Origin of the sequence: Primorskyibacter sedentarius, assembly GCF_004342065.1 — a bacterium.
Classification (GTDB): Bacteria; Pseudomonadota; Alphaproteobacteria; order Rhodobacterales; family Rhodobacteraceae; genus Primorskyibacter; species Primorskyibacter sedentarius.
In genome coordinates, this window is sequence record NZ_SLZU01000001.1 from 409191 (window position 1) to 427985 (window position 18795).

The 18795-nt window shown below is 61.3% G+C and carries 17 protein-coding genes; 10 read left to right on the forward strand and 7 right to left on the reverse strand.

The genetic code is table 11. The features are described from left to right. Positions 1-34: 34 nt before the first annotated feature. From EDD52_RS01890 to EDD52_RS01915, 6 genes are all read left to right on the forward strand, one after another. A complete protein-coding gene (locus EDD52_RS01890; RefSeq protein WP_132241330.1) occupies positions 35-841 on the forward strand; it encodes an ABC transporter permease in 807 nt (268 codons plus the stop codon). A gap of 84 nt (positions 842-925) precedes the next feature. Beyond that, the gene (locus EDD52_RS01895) at positions 926-2260 is read left to right on the forward strand and encodes a glutamine synthetase family protein (RefSeq protein ID WP_132241996.1); all 1335 of its coding nucleotides are present in this window, start codon (positions 926-928) and stop codon (positions 2258-2260) included. 75 nt (positions 2261-2335) lie between these two features. Next, positions 2336-3019 carry a type 1 glutamine amidotransferase gene (locus EDD52_RS01900; RefSeq protein WP_132241331.1) on the forward strand — a complete coding sequence of 228 codons (684 nt, stop codon included), beginning with the start codon at positions 2336-2338 and terminating at the stop codon, positions 3017-3019. Beyond that, on the forward strand, positions 3016-4383 hold the full coding sequence (locus tag EDD52_RS01905; protein ID WP_132241332.1) for a glutamine synthetase family protein: 1368 nt from the start codon (positions 3016-3018) through the stop codon (positions 4381-4383). The genes EDD52_RS01900 and EDD52_RS01905 overlap by 4 nt, the downstream gene beginning before the upstream one ends. A gap of 87 nt (positions 4384-4470) precedes the next feature. Further along, the gene (locus EDD52_RS01910) at positions 4471-5775 is read left to right on the forward strand and encodes an NAD(P)/FAD-dependent oxidoreductase (RefSeq protein ID WP_132241333.1); all 1305 of its coding nucleotides are present in this window, start codon (positions 4471-4473) and stop codon (positions 5773-5775) included. 113 nt (positions 5776-5888) lie between these two features. Next, positions 5889-7082 carry a DegT/DnrJ/EryC1/StrS family aminotransferase gene (locus tag EDD52_RS01915; RefSeq protein WP_132241334.1) on the forward strand — a complete coding sequence of 398 codons (1194 nt, stop codon included), beginning with the start codon at positions 5889-5891 and terminating at the stop codon, positions 7080-7082. 77 nt (positions 7083-7159) lie between these two features. Here the strand turns inward: EDD52_RS01915 and phaR are convergent, their stop codons facing one another. From phaR to EDD52_RS01930, 3 genes are all read right to left on the reverse strand, one after another. After that, positions 7160-7714 carry a polyhydroxyalkanoate synthesis repressor PhaR gene (phaR, locus tag EDD52_RS01920; protein ID WP_132241335.1) on the reverse strand — a complete coding sequence of 185 codons (555 nt, stop codon included), beginning with the start codon at positions 7712-7714 and terminating at the stop codon, positions 7160-7162. 132 nt (positions 7715-7846) lie between these two features. Next, positions 7847-8299, reverse strand: a complete 453-nt coding sequence (locus EDD52_RS01925; RefSeq protein ID WP_132241336.1) for a phasin family protein — start codon at positions 8297-8299, stop codon at positions 7847-7849. 132 nt (positions 8300-8431) lie between these two features. After that, positions 8432-10225: a PHA/PHB synthase family protein gene (locus EDD52_RS01930; protein ID WP_132241337.1), complete on the reverse strand. Its 1794-nt coding sequence runs from the start codon at positions 10223-10225 to the stop codon at positions 8432-8434. 110 nt (positions 10226-10335) lie between these two features. Between EDD52_RS01930 and phaZ the strand changes: the two genes are divergently transcribed. After that, positions 10336-11631 carry a polyhydroxyalkanoate depolymerase gene (phaZ, locus tag EDD52_RS01935; protein WP_132241338.1) on the forward strand — a complete coding sequence of 432 codons (1296 nt, stop codon included), beginning with the start codon at positions 10336-10338 and terminating at the stop codon, positions 11629-11631. 119 nt (positions 11632-11750) lie between these two features. Here phaZ and EDD52_RS01940 read toward each other — a convergent pair whose 3' ends face one another. The 3 genes from EDD52_RS01940 to EDD52_RS01950 form a co-directional block, all read right to left on the reverse strand. Continuing rightward, positions 11751-12725 (reverse strand): Gfo/Idh/MocA family protein, encoded by a 975-nt coding sequence (locus EDD52_RS01940; protein ID WP_132241339.1) that lies wholly within the window; start codon positions 12723-12725, stop codon positions 11751-11753. 122 nt (positions 12726-12847) lie between these two features. After that, positions 12848-13744, reverse strand: a complete 897-nt coding sequence (rpoH, locus tag EDD52_RS01945; protein WP_132241340.1) for an RNA polymerase sigma factor RpoH — start codon at positions 13742-13744, stop codon at positions 12848-12850. A 169-nt stretch (positions 13745-13913) separates the two neighbouring features. Next, on the reverse strand, positions 13914-14939 hold the full coding sequence (locus EDD52_RS01950; protein WP_132241341.1) for an RluA family pseudouridine synthase: 1026 nt from the start codon (positions 14937-14939) through the stop codon (positions 13914-13916). Between EDD52_RS01950 and EDD52_RS01955 the strand changes: the two genes are divergently transcribed. Next, positions 14938-15252 (forward strand): DUF6476 family protein, encoded by a 315-nt coding sequence (locus EDD52_RS01955; protein ID WP_132241342.1) that lies wholly within the window; start codon positions 14938-14940, stop codon positions 15250-15252. The two genes, EDD52_RS01950 and EDD52_RS01955, sit on opposite strands and share 2 nt — an antisense overlap. 12 nt (positions 15253-15264) lie before the next feature. On the opposite strand, the gene EDD52_RS01960 is transcribed toward EDD52_RS01955, so the two are convergent. Further along, positions 15265-15921, reverse strand: coding sequence for a sulfotransferase family 2 domain-containing protein (locus tag EDD52_RS01960; RefSeq protein WP_132241343.1), 657 nt, complete (start codon positions 15919-15921; stop codon positions 15265-15267). A 103-nt stretch (positions 15922-16024) separates the two neighbouring features. Between EDD52_RS01960 and EDD52_RS01965 the strand changes: the two genes are divergently transcribed. Next, positions 16025-17650, forward strand: a complete 1626-nt coding sequence (locus EDD52_RS01965) for an AMP-binding protein (protein ID WP_132241344.1) — start codon at positions 16025-16027, stop codon at positions 17648-17650. 83 nt (positions 17651-17733) lie between these two features. Beyond that, complete coding sequence (locus tag EDD52_RS01970; protein WP_132241345.1) at positions 17734-18753, forward strand: M48 family metalloprotease; 1020 nt, start codon at positions 17734-17736, stop codon at positions 18751-18753. The last annotated feature ends 42 nt before the right edge of the window (positions 18754-18795 follow it).

Genomic DNA, 18795 nt, shown 5'->3' on the forward strand with positions numbered 1-18795 from the left:
AGGCCTCGGGTCAGGCCCGAGGCGGGTGGGCGCCATGAGCTGTTGGGACACGATTGCCGATTACGGCTTACGCTCACTCGGGATAGGCGAACGACTGCTGCCCCGAGAGGATTTCACGCTGTGCCAGCAATTCACGCTGATCGGCTCTGGCATGCTCTGGAACATCTACTTCGGCACGCTCGCGCTGATCACGGGCTTCTTTCTGGCCACCGCGGTCGCGCTTGGGAAGGCGTCCCGCAACCGCGTCCTGCGCAAACTGTCGGAATGGTTCATCTTCGTCTTCCGGGGCTCCCCGCTCTTCATTCAGTTCTTCTTTGCCTATTTCCTGTTCCTGCTGCTCAAGCAGTCAACGGGCATGTTCAGCGCCTTGTCCTATGCCTGGGCCGGTGCGCTTGTGGTGCTGTTTCTCAACACTGCCGCCTATACGGGCGAGATCTTCTACGGCGCTTTGCAATCCGTGCCCAAAGGCGATGTCGAGGCCGCGGATGCCTACGGCATGTCTGGCTGGTCGCGGTTTCGCCGCGTCATCTGGCCCACCATGCTGCGCCTTGCCTGGCCCGCCTACACGAATGAGGCGATTTTCCTGTTTCACGCGACCACGCTGGTGTTCTTCTCCGGCTTTCCCGCGCTGCAGCAGAAGGGCGACGCGCTCTACTACGCCAGTTACTTTGCGGACAAGACGTTCAACCCCTTTGTCCCCTACCCGATTCTTGCGGGCTACTTCATCTTGCTGACATTGCTCATCGTCAGCATTTTTGGCCTGATCAATCGCCGATTGAACCGTCATCTGCCGCAGGACAGGCGGCCAAGGCTGAAATTCCGCCCGAACCTGCTGCGCTGAGCCTTGGCCCTTGCCACGAAGGGCATCCGCCCGCTATCCATGATTTGATCATATTTTCACCGGTGCCCCATGTCCAAGCTGACAATGAAAAACTACCTGCGCAAACATCCCGAAGTGCGCACAATCCGCGTGGCCGCAGCCGATCTGAACGGTCAGCCGCGCGGCAAGCGCGTGCCATCGCGTTTTGCCGACAAGGTCGTCGAAGACGGAACGCGCTTTCCGATGTCCGTGCTCAACCTTGATATCTGGGGCGAGGATATCGACGACAGCCCGCTGGTCTTTGAAAGCGGTGACGCCGACGGTATCCTCAAGCCGACAGAGCGTGGTTTCATGCCGATGCCCTGGCTGGAAGCCCCGACTGCGCTGCTGCCGATCTGGATGTACCGGGAAGGCGGCAAGCCCTATGAGGGCGATCCGCGCCACGCGCTGCGTGCCGTGGTCGAACGCTACAAGAAGCTTGGCCTGACCCCCGTCGTCGCAATGGAGATGGAGTTCTTCCTGATCGACGATTCCGGGCGCAACCTGCAAGTGCCGATCAGCCCGCGCTCCGGCAAGCGGCGCAAGGCGGCCGAGACGCTGTCGATCCGCGCGCTCGACCAGTTCGACACGTTCTTTACCGATCTTTATGACGGCTGCGAGGCGATGGATATTCCCGCCGACACCGCCATTTCCGAGGCCGGGCTGGGCCAGTTCGAAATCAACCTGATGCATTGCGACGACGCCCTGCGTGCGGCGGACGATGCGTGGCTGTTCAAGATCCTCGTAAAGGGGCTGGCGCGGCGCTACGGCTTTGCGGCCTCTTTCATGGCAAAACCCTACGAGGATTACGCTGGATCGGGCCTGCACACGCATTTCTCTGTCCTGGACGAGAATGGCGACAATATCTTTGACGATGGCGGCGCGAAGGGCACGGACATGCTGCGCCATGCCGTGGGCGGCTGCCTTGCGGGCATGCATGACAGCGCGCTGATCTTTGCGCCGCATGCCAACAGCTATGACCGGCTGGTGCCGGGATCACACGCCCCGTCGGCCATTTGCTGGGCATACGAGAACCGTACCTCTGCCATCCGTATCCCCTCGGGCCCTCCTGCCGCGCGGCGGATCGAACATCGCGTGGCAGGCGGCGACGTGAACCCCTACCTGCTGCTGACGGCCATCCTTGGCGCCGCACTGGTCGGTATCGAGGACAAGATCGAACCATGCGCGCCGATCACCGGGAATGCCTATACGCAGGACCTGCCGCATATCCCGGCCGATTGGGGTGCGGCCATTGATGCATTCGAGGCCAGCACCTTCATCCCCCGCATCTTCTCGCCAGAGCTGATCCGCAACTTGGTGCTGACCAAGAAGCAGGAACGGCACTACATGGCCGAGCTCAGCCCCTCAGAGCAGGTCGAAATCTACCTCGACACGGTGTGACGCACCAAAGGGCCGCCTCTTGTGGGCGGCCCTTTGCTTGTCTACCTATGACGTGAAACCCAACATTGGTGCCCCATGCAAATCGGTATCCTGCAAACCGGCCATGTCCCGGAAGACCTTATCGCGGAAAACGGCGACTATCCCGAGATATTCGAGAGTTTCCTCGCCGGTCGCGGGCTGGAATTCCGCAACTACGCCGTGGTGGATGGCGAATTCCCGAATGGCTCCCAAGATGCAGAGGGCTGGCTGATCACCGGGTCCCGTTATGGCGCCTATGAGGACCATCACTGGATCGCCCCGCTGGAGGCATTGATCCGCGAAATCTATGCATCGGGCCGACCCCTCATTGGTGTGTGTTTCGGCCACCAGATCATCGCTCAGGCGCTTGGCGGGAAGGTCGAGAAATTCGAAGGCGGCTGGTCAGTGGGCCGCAATGCCTATGGCATCGGCGAAGAGACAGTCAACCTGAACGCGTGGCATCAGGATCAGGTCGTTGACCTGCCCGAGGGTGCCAGCACCGTCTGCTCCACTGATTTCTGCAAATATGCAGCGCTGCTTTATGGCGAGCGGGCTTTCACGATCCAGCCGCACCCGGAGATCAATCGGACCTACCTGAAGGGGCTGTTGGACACGCGCGCGCCCGGCATCGTCCCCGAGCCGTTGCGGCAGGCCGCGCTGGCGCAGATCGACGAAGACACTGACAGCGCGCGACTGGCCGAAATGTTCACCCTGTTCTTCAAGGAAAAGAGGATCGCATGACCGACGCTGACTGGCAGGACGGGCTACCCGCCCCGGCACGGGCCTATCTTGAAGGGCGACGGCTGGACGAGGTGGAATGCATCATCTCGGATCTGCCCGGCATCGCGCGTGGCAAGGCCGTGCCCGCCAGCAAATTCGCGCGGCAGAAACACTTTCACCTGCCCGACAGCATCTTTTACCAGACGATTACCGGCGATTGGGGAGAGGCCGCGGACGAGCGCGAAGGCTTCATCGAGCGGGACATGATCCTGCGCCCCGACATGAGCACCGCGACCGCCGCGCCATGGACGGGTGACTGGACATTGCAGGTCATCCACGACGCCTATGACCGCAAGGAACGACCCATCCCTTACGCCCCGCGCAACGTGCTGCGCCGCGTCGTGCAGCTTTACCACGATCAGGGCTGGCAGCCGGTGGTCGCGCCCGAGATGGAGTTCTACCTCGTGGCGCGCAACCTTGATCCGGCCAAGGACATCATGCCGATGATGGGCCGGTCGGGGCGCCCGGCAGCGGCGCGGCAGGCCTATTCGATGACGGCCGTGGACGAGTTTGGCCCGGTGATCGACGATATCTACGATTTCGCCGAGGCGCAGGGGTTCGAGATTGACGGCATCACCCAGGAGGGGGGCGCCGGCCAGTTGGAGATCAACCTGCAACATGGCGATCCGATCAAGCTGGCCGACGAGGTGTTCTACTTCAAACGGCTGATCCGCGAGGCCGCGCTGCGCCATGATTGCTTTGCAACCTTCATGGCCAAACCCATCGCCGACGAGCCGGGCAGCGCCATGCATATCCACCATTCGGTGCTGGATATGGAAACCGGGCTGAACGTCTTTTCCGGCCCGCAAGGCGGCGAGACCGACGCGTTTTTCCACTTCATCGGCGGTTTGCAGACCTACATGCCATCGGCGATTGCGGTGATGGCGCCTTATGTGAACAGCTACCGGCGCTACGTGAAGGACCATGCCGCCCCCATCAACCTTGAATGGGGCCGCGACAACCGCACCACGGGCATCCGCATCCCGCTGTCGAGCCCGGATGGCAGGCGTGTGGAAAACCGGCTGGCCGGGATGGATTGCAACCCTTACCTTGGCATCGCGGCATCCCTCGCCTGCGGCTATCTTGGACTGATGGAAGAGATCCGGCCGCAAAAGCAGTTCCGCGGTGATGCATACGAGGGCGAAGGTGACATCCCGCGCGTGCTGGGGCAGGCTCTTGATGTGTTCGACGGGGCAGAGGCGCTGCACAAGGTGCTGGGGCCGGAATTCGCGCGGGTTTATTCCATCGTGAAGCGCACGGAATACGAAGAGTTCCTGCAGGTCATCAGCCCGTGGGAGCGCGAGCATCTGCTGCTGAACGTCTAGCCGTCTTGTGCGCGGGGCGACGGGCGGCCTGACGTTGCGCCCGTCGCCCCGCAGATATGTTCGAACCAGAAAAGCGGGGGCCGCAGGATGGACCTACTGTATTCCAATGATCGACGGGGAGCTTATCCCCCGTCCTGGTATGCAGCGACAGCCGACGCGCTGGACCCCTTCGCCCCCTTGCGCGGCGAGACGCGAGCGGATGTCTGCATCGTGGGTGGCGGCTATACCGGCCTGTCGGCAGCGCTGCATCTGGCAGAGGCCGGTCGATCCGTGGTTCTGATCGAGGCGCACCGGGTGGGCTTTGGCGCATCCGGGCGCAATGGTGGCCAACTAGGGTCCGGCCAGCGGATGACGCAGGACAGTCTTGAAAAGCTGGCAGGCGACGGGGCGGCGCGGGTTCTTTGGGATCTGGCCGAGGACGCAAAGGCGCTGGTCAAGGATCTGGTGGCACGGCACGGCATCGATTGCGATCTGACACCCGGCGTGGCATGGGCAGGCACCTCGCGCGGCTCTGTCGACGGGCTGCATCGCTACGCCGAACATCTTGCGGCCCGCTACGGCTATGAAGAAGTTGATGTTTTGGAAGAAAAGGAGTGGCAGGCTATCTGCCGCTCGCCAGACCATCGCGGGGCGATCCTTGACCACGGGGCGGCGCATCTGCACCCGCTGAAACTGGCGCTGGGGCTTGCACGGGCTGCGCGGGATGCGGGCGTGACAATCCACGAGACAAGCCAGGTTCACCACATTGCCGACGGCGCTCCTGCAACCGTGCAGACCGAAGGCGGGCGCGTTCTGGCCGATCATGTGATCCTTGCCTGCAACGGGTATCTGGGCGGGCTTAATCGCAAGGTGGCCGCGCGGGTCATGCCGATCAACAATTTCATCGTGGCGACAGAGCCACTGGGCGAGCGTGCGGCAGAGGTTCTGACGCAGAACGTTGCCGTTGCTGACGACCGGTTCGTGGTGAACTATTTCCGGATGAGCCCGGACGGGCGGCTGCTTTTTGGCGGGGGGGAAAGCTATGGCTACCGGTTCCCGGCCGATATCGCCTCGGTTGTGCGCAAGCCGATGGAACAGAGCTTCCCGCAGCTGAAAGACGTGCGCATTGACCATGCCTGGGGCGGAACTTTGGCAATCACCGTGCGACGGATGCCCTACCTCGCACGGGTCGCGCCCAACATCCTGTCCGCGTCTGGCTATTCCGGCCACGGCGTCGGCACGGCGATCCATGCGGGGCAGTTGATGGCCCGCGCCATCGAAGGCCAAAGCGACGGATTCGACGCAATGGCCGCAGTCCCGACACCGGCCTTCCCGGGTGGCGCGGCGATGCGCAGCCCCCTGCTTGCCCTCGCGATGAGCTGGTACGCGCTGCGGGACCGCCTGGGACTCTGACCCCTTTGAAATGTGAAATTTCCATGAATGCCCCATATCCGGGGCATTTTTTGCTTTGCCATCTGCGCTCGCAAGTTTACAAAACCGAAAGGATCAATTTGGGAATTTGAAATATGACAGCCGCGCCCAAAATGCATGATGCCGAACCCATCCCCCCTGCCGCGCTTAAGGCGGTCGAGGAATTGCTGCAAAGCGGGGACCTTTTCCGCTATCACGCGCCGCAGGACGCGCCAGTGGCCTTGCTGGAGCGGGAATTCGCCGAATACATGGGAGCGAAATACGCGCTGGCCGTTTCAAGCTGCTCTGCCGCACTGTTCCTTTCGCTGAAATCTCTGGGGCTTCCGCGCGGGGCGCGGGTGCTTATCCCGGCGTTTACCTTCGCCGCTGTCCCGTCCGCTGTTGTCCATGCCGATTGCCAGCCGGTCCTGTGCGAGGTCGGCACGAATTACCGCATCGACCTTGAAGATTTCGAAGCGAAAATCGAAGATGTGCAGGCCGTTCTGATCAGCCATATGCGCGGGCACACGTCCGATATGGACCGGATCATGGAATTGGCGGAGGCGCGCGGCATTCCGGTGATCGAGGATGCCGCCCATTCGCTGGGCACCGTCTGGGACGGCCGCAAGATCGGCACCATCGGCAAGATCGGCTGCTTCAGCTTTCAAAGCTACAAGCTGATCAACGCGGGCGAGGGCGGCATCATGATTACCGATGATGCGGATATCGTCGCGCAAGCGGTGATCATGTCCGGCGCCTACGAGCATAACTGGAAGAAACATGCAGGGCTTGAGAGCGCCTTCCGGCACTGGCAAAACCGCCTGCCGCTTTACAATCTTCGCATGGGCAACCTGAGCGCGGCAGTTATCCGACCGCAGCTTGATGAAGTGGCGCGCCGCGTGCGCGACGGGCGTGCCAACCATGATTTTGTGGCTGAACGCCTGAACACGTCGCCTTGGCTGGACGTGCCTCCCCCCCTGCCTAAGGAAGACCGGGCGCCGGATTCCATCCAGTTCAACCTTGTGAACATGGATCGTGACAGCGCGGTGAGTTTCGCAGAGGCAGCCCATGCCGCAGGCGTCAAAGTGCAGGTTTTCGGGCTGTCCACGGACAATGCCCGCGCCTTCTGGAACTGGCAATTCATCCCCGGAGACATGCCCGAGCTTCCGCGGACCCGCGCCATGTTGGAAAACGCATGCGATGTTCGGCTACCCGCCCGTCTGACGCGCGCGGAGCTTGAATTCGTGGCAGAGGCTTTGACCGGCGCAGCCGCATCCGTCATGGCGCCCCTGCCCGCCTACGGAACCTGAAACCTTCGTAGATCCGATACCGTGGCCGCCGCCGGCAACCCCAATGTTGCCGGTGACGGGCGCTCACCAGTCGCGGTTTATTTCGACATTTTCGAAAGCTTGGCCTGCAATTCCGCCAGCTGTTTCTTGATGTCGTCGAGATCCTCGTCGCCCTTTTCGGCGTCGTCGCCTTTTGCAGGCCCGGTCCAGCCCTTGCCCATCGTGCCGGTCATGGCCTTGACGAAGGCCTCCTGCTGCGCCTGCATCGCCTCGAAACCCGGCACCTTGGAGATCGGGTTCAGGGAATTCATGTTCTCGACCCATTTTGACTGGCTGTCACGGAACATGTCGAACGAGGCCGACAGGAACTGCGGAACGACGGACGTTGCCTGGGTGGTGTAGCTGCGAACCAGGTCGGTCAGAACGTTGATCGGCAAGACGCTTTCGCCCTTGCTTTCATGCTCGGCCACGATTTGCAGCAAGTATTGGCGCGTCAGGTCGTCCCCGGACTTCAGATCGACGATCTGAACCTCGCGCCCGCCGCGGATGAACCCGGCAATGTCTTCGAGAGTGACGTAGTCACTGGTCTCGGTATTGTAGAGACGCCTGCTGGCGTAACGCTTGATCAGAAGCGGTTTGTCGGTGTTGGCCACGGATGTCCTCCCCAGGAATGCAGCAGTGCAGAAAAGCTTATGCGAGTGCAGAACAAAAAGAAAGGGCGGGCATAAAGCCCGCCCCATCGTCTGCGCCGTTTGGGAGGAGATGGCGCAGTAAACCGGGTCTTCTTACTTCGCAGCAGCTGTTGCTTTTTTCGCAGCAGCAGTCGCGTCGGAAGTTGCCTTCTTGACAGCGGCGGTCGCGTCCTCGGACAGGTCCTTGCCGGCAGCCATCATCAATTCGACGGTGTCCATCTGAACTTTTTTCGCGATTTCAGCGAAAGCAGCCATGTTCTCGGAAGCAACTTCAGCCTGAGCGGAAGCGAACTCGGACATCGCCTTGGCGTAGTCGGCAGGCTCTGCTTTTGCTTTGGACATGTCTGCCATTTTGGACAGGGTGTCTTTTGCCCACTTGGCGGAGATTTCGGTCGACTTCTCGGCGGCTTCCAGAGCAACGCCGGAAAGCTTCTCGTTCAGGGTCGCGGTGGTTTTGAAAGCGTCTTCCATTGCTTTCGTGTCAACCGGGAACGCGCCCATCATCTCTTTGAGCATCGCGGTCGGATCCTGAGTTTTCGTAGCCATTGGTATATTCCTTTAAGAGCTGGTCACGGGCCCACCCCGTTTCCTGCAGCTATCGAGAATATGCATTCTGCGGCGCAGCATTTCAAGTGCAGAATGCTGCGCCGCAGAAAAAACTTGGCTTATCCAATGAAATCAGCGTATTGCCTTGACCGCTACATAGGTGCCGGGGGCCGGTGACAGGGGGGGATGCTGCGAATCACCGGGATCGCGGGCCTCTACCTTCTTGCCGGAACGCTTGCGCAGCCACCCTTCCCAACGCGGCCACCATGACCCTTCGTGGAAGGTCGCCCCTTCCATCCAGGCGTCAGCATCCTGTTTCAGGCTGGCATTTGTGTAATGGCCGTATTTCTTCTTTGTCGGCGGGTTGACGATCCCCGCGATATGGCCGGATTCCGAGACGATGAAGGTCTTGGATCTGCCCCCCATCTTCTGCACGCCCCGGTAGCAATCCTTCCACGCCGCGATGTGGTCAGTCTCGCAGGTGACGGCGAAAAGCGGGATATCCACGTCTGACAGTTTCAGCGTGTGCCCCATCAACTCAAAGCCATCCTCGGCAAATTCGTTGCGCTGGCATAGCCCCCGCAAATATTGCATCGCCATCTTCGCCGGCAGGTTGGCCCCGTCACCGTTCCAGTAAAGCAGGTCAAAAGCGGGCGGGGTCTCTCCCATCATGTAGCTTTTGATCGCGGGGCCGTAGATCAGGTCGGTCGAGCGCAGGAAGCTGAAGGTCCGCGCCATGACAAAGGACGGCAGCATGCCTTTGTCCTTCACCTCTTCTTCGATCCCGTCGATGAAATCGTTCTGCAGGAAGGGGGTGAATTCACCCTGATCGCTGAAATCGGTAAGGGTGGTGAAGAATGTGGCGGACTTTACCGATTTGTCGCCGCGCTGCTTCATCAGCGACAGGGTCAGTGACAGGGTCGTGCCCGCGATGCAATAGCCGATCGCGTTGACCTGCTCTTGCCCGGTGATGGCCTTCACCTCGCGGATGGCGGTCAGGTAGCCGTCGTCGATATATTGCTCCAGCCCGACATCCTTGAAGCTGGGATCGGCATTCACCCAGCTGACCACGAAGATGGTGTAGCCCTGCTCTGTCACCCATTTGATGAAGCTGTTCTGTTCCTTCAGGTCGAGAATGTAGAATTTGTTGATCCAGGGCGGGAACAGGATGATGGGCGTCGCATAGACCTGCTCGGTCGCGGGCGCGTATTGGATCAGCTCCATCATCTTGTTGCGATAGACAACCTCGCCCGGCGTCGTGGCGATGTTTTCGCCCAAGACAAAGGCCTTTTCATCCGCCAGTCGAACGACCAGTTCGCCGTTGTTGGCCTCGAGATCGGACACGAGGTTCTCCAGCCCTTTGACCAGCGACTCGCCATCCGTTTCCACCGCCTTTTGCAAGGCGTCGGGGTTCGTGCCGAAGAAATTCGTCGGTGCCATCATGTCCAGGATCTGGCGCGAGAAATAGGTCAGGCGGCGTTTCTCGGTCTCGTCCAGATGTTCGATCTCGTCGACGGCACGCGCAATTGCGTCCGAGTTGATGAGGTACTGTTTCTTGATGAAATTGAAATAGGGGTGGGAATCCCATAGCGGGTTTGCAAAACGGCGATCCTTGGGGCCGGGATCCTCGGGCGCCTCCAGCTTGCCACGCGCTAGGCTCTGCTGAACCTCGACGAAATGCTTCAGCGACTCCCCCCAGAATCCGATCTGATGCTCGATCAACTTTGAGGGGTTCTGGATCGCTTCGGCCCAGTAGGTCTGCATTGCCTTGGAATAAAGACCCTGATTCGGACCGCTCAGCGCCGGATTGACGGGTTGCTTCTGCGACATCGCATTCATCAGACGTTGCGATAACTCCTCAACCCGCGTGAGATTTTCTTTCATGCGCTCCAAATTCTGCCCTGCGGCAACGTCTTTTGTTGTCATTTGAACAATTTCCCACTACTTTTTCTGCTACGCAGAATAACGTCGCCTCTTGTTGGGGGGCAAAGCGACGAAATGAACCGGCTTGCCTGCCCGGACATATGGAGACGCACATGCGATACATGGCGACCTACGACCTTATGGAGACCCTCCGCAACACCAACCAGTGGCTTGGAGCCACCGCTAAAGCTGCAGCATCTTACCCTGCCTTCGCCCTGATTCCCAACCCTGCGTTGCAATGGATGGCAGCCTGGGGCGAAGTGACCGAACGCACTTTTGAACGTATGACGGTGAAGCCCGGTTGGGGCATTCGATCCATCACCTGCGAGGATGGGAAGGACCACGTCGTCGTCAAACAGACGGTCGTGGAACGCCCATTCGGCGACCTGATCCACTTCAAGGTGCAGGGTCGGGAAGAAAAGCCGCGCAAGGTTCTGCTGGTTGCGCCGATGTCGGGGCACTATGCCACGCTGCTGCGCTCTACCGTCATTTCGCTGCTGCCCGATTGCGAGGTCTACGTGACCGACTGGCACAATGCCCGCGATATCCCGGTGAGCGAAGGCAAGTTCGATATCGAGGATTACACGCTCTACCTTGTAGAGTTCCTGCGCCATCTCGGCCCGGACACCCATGTAATCGCCGTCTGTCAGCCCGCGCCGCTGACGCTGGCTGCGACCGCCTATCTTGCTGAAGAAGATCCCGACGCCCAGCCGCGCTCGCTTACCCTGATCGGTGGCCCGATTGATCCTGACGCGGCCCCTACGGACGTGACCGATTTCGGTGCCCGCGTGACGATGGGACAGCTGGAAGAGACGATGATCCAGCGCGTTGGGTTCAAATACAATGGCGTGGGCAGGTCGGTCTATCCCGGCCTCTTGCAGCTGGCCTCGTTCATCTCGATGAATGCAGAGCGTCATTCCCAGGCGTTCGGTGACCAGATCATGCGGGTCAGCCGGGGCGAAGCGTCCGACCATGACGCGCATAACCGGTTCTACGACGAATATCTGGCCGTGATGGACATGCCCGCGGAATTCTACCTTTCCACGGTCGAACGTGTGTTCAAGAACTGCGAAATTGCGAAGAACACCTTCAGCGTCAACGGCAAGCGGATCGACATTGGCAAGATCACCAGTGTGGCCGTCAAGACGGTCGAGGGTGCGAAGGACGATATTTCCGCCCCCGGCCAATGTATTGCGGCGCTTGACCTGTGCACCGGCCTGCCGGACGAAAAGAAAGCCAGCCACGTCGAACCCGGCGCCGGGCATTACGGCATCTTTGCAGGCAAGAGCTGGCGCCAGAACATCCGCCCGCTTGTGCTTGAATTCATCGATGCCAATTCCGGGGCGCCCAAGCCGGCAACTGCCCCGAAACGCACGACGAAAACGGCCAACAAGAACGCAGCCGCCTGACCTGACGGTTACGGCGCGGTTGTCACGACCGCAGATCGAGGGGCCGGACCTGAGAAGGTTCTGCCCCTTTTCTGTTCCAGCTAAAGCTGCAGAATTATTGGCAAAAACCGCCATCCTGCTCAGACCCGGTCCTTGTCAAAGACCATATCGATCATCGCCTGCGTCCCGCGCGAGAATTCAAGCGGGCAGGCATAGCTCTCGCCGCGGGTGACCGTCCGGTTGAAGGCTTCGACCTGAAGCACGTAGTGGTTTGCCGCGGGAAAGCGGTACGTCCTGATCTCCCCATCCCCTTGGTGCAAATCAATGCGCGCCTCGCCGTAGACCATCGGATTGAAGGGCGCGGTCAGCCGCATCACCCCAAGCGAGCCGTGGAACGTCATGTCCTGCCAAGGGCTCATCCGCATGGAATTCACGGCCGTGTAGTGGAATGACGGGAATTGCGCCGTGATATGCGACCAGACATCGACACCATTTTCATAGCGGATGGCGGTGGACAGGATCTCTTGCGGGTCTTGCCCTGTCACGTAACGGGCAGACCCGAACGTATAAACACCGATATCCGGGATCGCGCCGCCCCCGGTTTCCGGCCGGTTTCGAATATTTCCGCCATCAGAACTGTTGTCGTAGGAAAACGCACCAGAGACGCGGACCAGCTCGCCAATAGCGCCCTCCTCGTAAAGCGCCCTGGCCTTCTGCCACTGCGGATGATGCACGATCATATACGCCTCTGCCGCGAGCAAGCCGGTCTTGTCGCGCAGAGCGATGATCTCGTCAATCTCGTCGGCGCGCATCGCGATGGGTTTTTCGCACAGCACGTTCTTGCCCGCGCGCAAGGCCTTCAGCGTCCACTCCACATGCAGGTGATTGGGCAGGGGAACGTAAACCGCGTCAATGCCATCATCTGCCAGCAAAGCATCGTAATCGTCGAAAACTTTCAGGCCGGGCACTTTGTCAACGAAAGGGGCGGCTTTTTCGGCGCTGGAACTCGCAATGGTCGTCAATGCCCCGCCGCGGGCGGCATGAATTGCCGGGCCCATATGTTCCAACGCGAATTTCGACGCGCCCAGAATCCCCCATCGAACATGCGTGGTCATTTCGACAGCTCCCTCCCTGCTGCCCCCCACAGTACCTGCGTCGGCCCTTACGTCAACCAGCATCAGAAACGCAAACAGGCCCCGCAAAGGGGGCCTGTCATGCTGTCAATTATGCTTTTAGATCAGTGCGCAGCTGCCATCCCGGCTTCTTTCGCCAGGTCGCGCATCCGCTTTTGCAGCTTTTCAAAGGCCCGCACCTCGATCTGGCGGATCCTTTCCCGGCTGACATCATATTGACCGGACAGCTCTTCCAGCGTCACCGCGCGATCGGCCAGACGCCGCTGCGTGAGGATATCCTTCTCGCGGTCGTTCAGCACTTCCATCGCCTCGGCCAGCAGCGCACGGCGAGATTCAAGCTCGTCACGCTCTTCATAGTCAGCGGCCTGGTCGGCATCTTCATCTTCGAGCCAGTCCTGCCACTGCATCGTGCCTTCGCCTTCCTGCCCGACGGTCGCGTTCAATGACGCATCCCCGCCCGACAGTCGCCGGTTCATCGAAATCACCTCGTCTTCGGTCACGCCAAGATCGTGGGCAATTCGCTGCACATGTTCGGGCCGCAGATCGCCGTCTTCCAGCGCGCCAATGCGGGATTTCGCCTTGCGCAGGTTGAAAAACAGCTTCTTCTGGGCAGAGGTCGTGCCAAGCTTCACCAGCGACCAGGACCGCAGGATATATTCCTGGATCGAGGCGCGGATCCACCACATGGCGTAGGTCGCAAGGCGGAACCCTTTTTCAGGGTCAAACCGCTTCACAGCCTGCATCAGGCCCACATTGGCCTCCGAGATCACCTCGGCTTGCGGCAGGCCGTAGCCGCGATATCCCATCGCGATCTTGGCCGCGAGGCGCAGGTGCGAGGTGACCATCTTGTGGGCGGCCTCTGTGTCCTGCTCTTCGACCCAGCGCTTGGCCAGCATATATTCTTCTTCCGGCTCAAGGAGCGGGAATTTCCGGATTTCCTGCATATAGCGGCTCAGGCCGCCCTCCGGCGTCGGTGCCGGCAGGTTCTTGTAGTTACTCATGGCTCATGTCCCTCCCCATGTTTAAGGGCTTAACATCCAGATAGGCTTCCGTTCACGGGGTTTCAACTCCCGTAGCTTACAAAACTATAACGTTTAGTTAAGCCAATTCCGTCGGGAAGAAATCAATATGTCAGTGCGCTCACGCGCATGTGCTGTGTATTTGAGCCCTTCATGCGCGCAGTTGAGCAAGAAGCCGCCCCATATCGGCGGGAATTGGCGATTCAAAGCGCAGCGTTTCGCCAGTGGCAGGGTGTTCAAACCCAAGAATGGCGGCGTGCAGCGCCTGACGCGGAAAACCGGCCACCGCCTCGCGCGCGGCATCGGACAAGGCCTTTGCAGACAGCTTGCGCCGCCCGCCATAGGTTTGGTCGCCCACCAGCCCGTGCCCGGCATGGGCCATGTGCACGCGTATCTGGTGCGTGCGGCCGGTTTCCAGCCGACATTCCACCAGCGCCAGTGCGGGGGGCGTGCCGAAACCCTCCAGCACCTTTGCCCGCGTAACAGCGTGGCGCCCGCCATTGAACAACACCGCCTGCTTCTGACGGTCCGTCTTGTGCCGCGCCAGCTGCGTGGTGATGCGGATCACCGCCCCCGGCTCGACCGAGACACCTCGCGTGCCCCGCAGCCGCGGATCGCCCGTGTCGGGCATGCCGTGGACCACGGCCAGATAGGCGCGTTCGGCGCTATGTGCCTCGAACTGTGCGGCCAGCCCGTGATGGGCGCGGTCGGTCTTGGCCACCACAAGCAGGCCGGTCGTATCCTTGTCGATACGGTGCACGACGCCGGGGCGCTTTTCGCCACCGACGCCAGACAGCGTATCGCCACAATGGTGCAAAAGAGCGTTGACCAATGTTCCCGTCGGCGTTCCCGGCGCGGGGTGCACCACCATCCCCGCAGGTTTATCCACCACGATAAGGTCGTCGTCCTCATAAACGATGTCGAGCGGGATTGGTTCCGGCCCGATATGGCTTTCGCTCGCGACAGGCACGGTGATATCCAGCACATCGCCTTCGGACACCTTCGCCTTGGCGTCCGTGACGACGGCACCGTTCAGCGCCACGCAGCCATCGGCGATCAGCCGCGCCAGCCTTGTGCGCGACAGCGACGCGTCCGCTGGCACATCCCGCGAAAGCGCCTTATCAAGGCGGGGCGGCGGGGCCTGCCCGATCGTGACGCTAATCACGGTGGTATCCATGGATGACGCTCCCAAGCCGGTCGAGGTTTTCGAAGAACCGGCGAACCTGAAGTTTCTGCGGATGCTGGTCACGATCCTGACCGGCACGATGATCGCCGGACTAATAATCATCATCGCGCTGGTTGTCATCCGCTACTCTGACCGCACGGCCCCCCTGCCCGACACGATCACGCTACCGGATGGCGCGACGGCCACTGCTTTCACGCAAGGCCCGGACTGGTATGCCGTGGTCACGGCCGATGACAGGATCCTGATTTTCGACCGGGCGACCGGCAAGCTGATCAACACGGTGGGGATACGTCCCACCCCCTGAGGCTTCGGCGTTTCAGTCCTGAGGATCGAACGTATAGCCGAAGCGCGCGATATCCTCGGCACAGATCGATGCCAGATGCGCCGCGAGCCTCTCATCGTAATAGCTGCGGTAATCAACACCGCGGTCAGAGCTGTTTTCATGCGGCAGTTCGGGCGCAAAGCCCAGATGCTCTTCCAGCGGGGCCATATCCTCTGCCAGATGTTCCAGCCGCAGATAGGCAGAGGCGCGCTCTACCCCCGTGGTGTCGGTCATGTAGGACCGCGCCGGAGAGCCGCGCAGGCTGCCAAGGATCTGCGGTTCGAACAGGAACTCCGCAAAATCCCGCCGCTTGGCCAGCATCACCGCGACATGATCGAAATCCTGCGCCCGCAGCCAGTGATAGTAGCTCACCACCCGGTCCCACGGATTGCGCACGAGCGTGAAGGTGAACATCCGGGCGATCTTGTCGGGGGTGAGGATCCCGTCGATATCTGCCAGCGTGCTGTGTTTCCAGAGCCGCCCGCGCGGCTGCAATTGCTTCAGCCGCCCCCGCCTGCGCACAGCCTTGGGCGTATCGCCGATCAGGATGTCATCGGCCATCGCGCGCGCCTCCAGCGCCTGCGCCATCGACGTGCCGCCGGTCTTGGGGATATGCACGAATACGTAATTTCGGCCTTCAGAGATAATCATGGCCGTCACCATACCCGGACCAGCCGGAGGGGAAAGCGCAAAGGGCTTTTCACGGCTTCAAAACCGCAGCATAGTCAGGGCTCGCATCAGATGGGAGGACGCTATGGGCTGGCTGGCAGATGAAACCGGGTTGGACAAATGCGCGGCGAATTACACGCCGCTCACGCCGCTTTCCGCGCTGATCCGCGCAGCGGACGTGTTCAGGGACGAAACGGCCATGATCTATGGCACGCACCGCGCGACCTACGCCCAGTATTACGAACGGTGCACGCGCCTGGCCTCTGCGCTGGCGCAGATTGGCGTTGCGCCGGGCGATGTGGTGGCCACGATCATTCCAAACCTTCCGGCCCAGGCAGAGGCCCATTTCGGCGTGCCCGCCTGCGGCGCCGTGCTCAACACGATCAACACCCGGCTGGATGTCTCGACAGTCAGCTACATCCTTGAACATGGCGGCGCCAAGGTCGTGATGGTCGACAGCCAGTTTCTTGACCTCGCCGAGGCCGCCATCGCGCAGATGGATGGCCCGGCCCCCACCGTGATCGAATGTCCCGACGCGCAGGCCGGGTTCAAGCCAAGCGGCAGCTACAGGACCTATGAGGATGTTCTTGCCACAGGCGAACCCGATTTCAACTGGGTTCTGCCGCAGGACGAATGGGAAAGCCTCGCGCTCAACTACACATCCGGCACGACCGGGCGCCCCAAAGGCGTCGTCTACCACCATCGCGGCGCCTATCTCAGCGCGATGGGGCAGGTCATCAGCTGGCGCATGGTCCTGCACCCGGTCTACCTGACTATCGTGCCGCTGTTTCACTGCAATGGCTGGTGCCACACCTGGATGATGCCGATGGTGGGCGGCACGATCGTCTGCTGCCGCGACGTCACGGCCAAGGCGATCTTTGACGCCATCGCGGATGAGGGCGTCACCCATTTCGGCGGCGCGCCCATTGTTCTCAACACTCTGGTCAACGCGCCCGAAAAGGACCGTCGCGAGTTTTCCCATACGGTCGAGGTTTTCACCGCCGGTGCGCCCCCTGCCCCCGCGACGCTGGCGCGGATCGAGCCGATGGGCTTCAACGTCACACAGGTCTACGGGCTGACCGAAACTTACGGCCCCGCGACCGAAAGCCTGTGGCTGGCGCAATGGGATCACCTGGAAGGCGAAGAACGCGCTGCAGTGAAGGCAAGGCAAGGCGTGGCGATGCCCTTCATCGATCATGTCACCGTGATGGACGAGGCGATGAAAGAAGTGCCCCGCAACGCGGCCACACGCGGCGAGATCATGTTCCGCGGCAATGGCGTGATGAAAGGCTACCTCAGGAACCCCGCCGCCACGGCAGAGGCTTTTGAAGGCGGCTACTTCCACTCGGGCGACATCGCGGTGATGCATGAGGACGGTCATGTGCAGATTGCGGACCGCGCCAAGGACATCATCATTTCGGGGGGCGAGAACATCTCTTCCGTCGAGGTAGAAAATGCCCTGATGTCGCACGAGGCGGTTAGCCTTTGCGCCGTCGTTGCAAAACCTGACGAGAAATGGGGCGAGGTGCCCTGCGCTTTTGTCGAATTGAAACAGAACCTCTCCGTGTCCGAGGCCGAGCTGATCGCCTTCGTGCGCGGGCGGCTGGCAGGGTTCAAGACACCGAAGGCCGTGGTGTTCGAAGAGCTCCCCAAAACCTCCACCGGCAAGATCCAGAAGTTTGCGCTGCGCAAGCGCGCGGCAGAGCTCTGACCCGGTCGCGCGACCGTGCTGCATTGCCGGCCCCCTGCCGCCCGTGCTAGCGTCCGCGCGAAAGAGGCAGAGCAGCCCGAGGCATGACAGCACTTCTGCAATATGAAAGATTGGAGGCCAGCGGCCTCTGGCGGGCCGCCCCCGGCGAACAGAGACGCGAGGTGATCGTGTCGCTGGGCGATGCGTCGCTGACCATCACCGACATGCAGGATCGCGCGCTGACCCATTGGTCACTTGCCGCGCTGGAACGGGCCAATCCCGGTGAAACGCCCGCGATCTACCACCCCGACGGCGACCCCGGCGAAACGCTGGAACTGAGCGCGGACGCCACCGAAATGCTGGAGGCGATCGAACGGCTGCACCGCGTGATCGAACGTCGCCGCCCCAAGCCCGGCCGCCTGCGGCTGATCCTGACCCTGTCCGCCGCAGCCGTCATCGCGGCGCTGGCCTTCCTGTGGATGCCCGGCGCGCTGCTGCGTCACACCGTTTCCGTCATTCCCGATGTAAAGCGGACCGAGATCGGCGAGGCGCTGTTGTCACGTATCACGCGCGTCTCTGGCCAGCCCTGCTCGGATCGCTATGCGCAATCCGCGCTGGAGGCCATGTCACAACGTCTGCTGGGCAATCGCGAGGCGCTTGTGGTTTTGCCCGGCGGGGTTCAGGAAACCGCGCATCTGCCCGGTGGCACGATCCTGATGAACCGTGCGCTGGTCGAGGATTTCGAGGATGCCGACGTCCCTGCAGGCTACGTCATCGCCGAGGCGCTGCGCGCTGACCGCCGCGATCCGCTGGAGACGCTTCTGCAATCGGCTGGGTTCTGGTCGAGCCTGCGCCTGCTGACCCGTGGTGAGCTGACCCCGGAAACGCTCGATGCCCAGGCAGAGCGTATCCTGACAGCGCCCTCCGCAGACATCCCCGACGCCGAACTGGTCGCGGCCTTCACCAAGGCAAAGCTGCGCACCACCCCCTATGCCTTTGCCCGCGATGTCTCCGGCGAGTCGGTGCTGGGGCTGATAGAGGCTGACCCTTACCCCGACGGGTCCGACAGCGCAGTTCTGAGCGACAGCAACTGGATCCGCCTGCAAACCATCTGCGGCGGCTGATCAGGGGGCCCGCGCCCCCCGGGGGAACACCCGGGGCCTCAC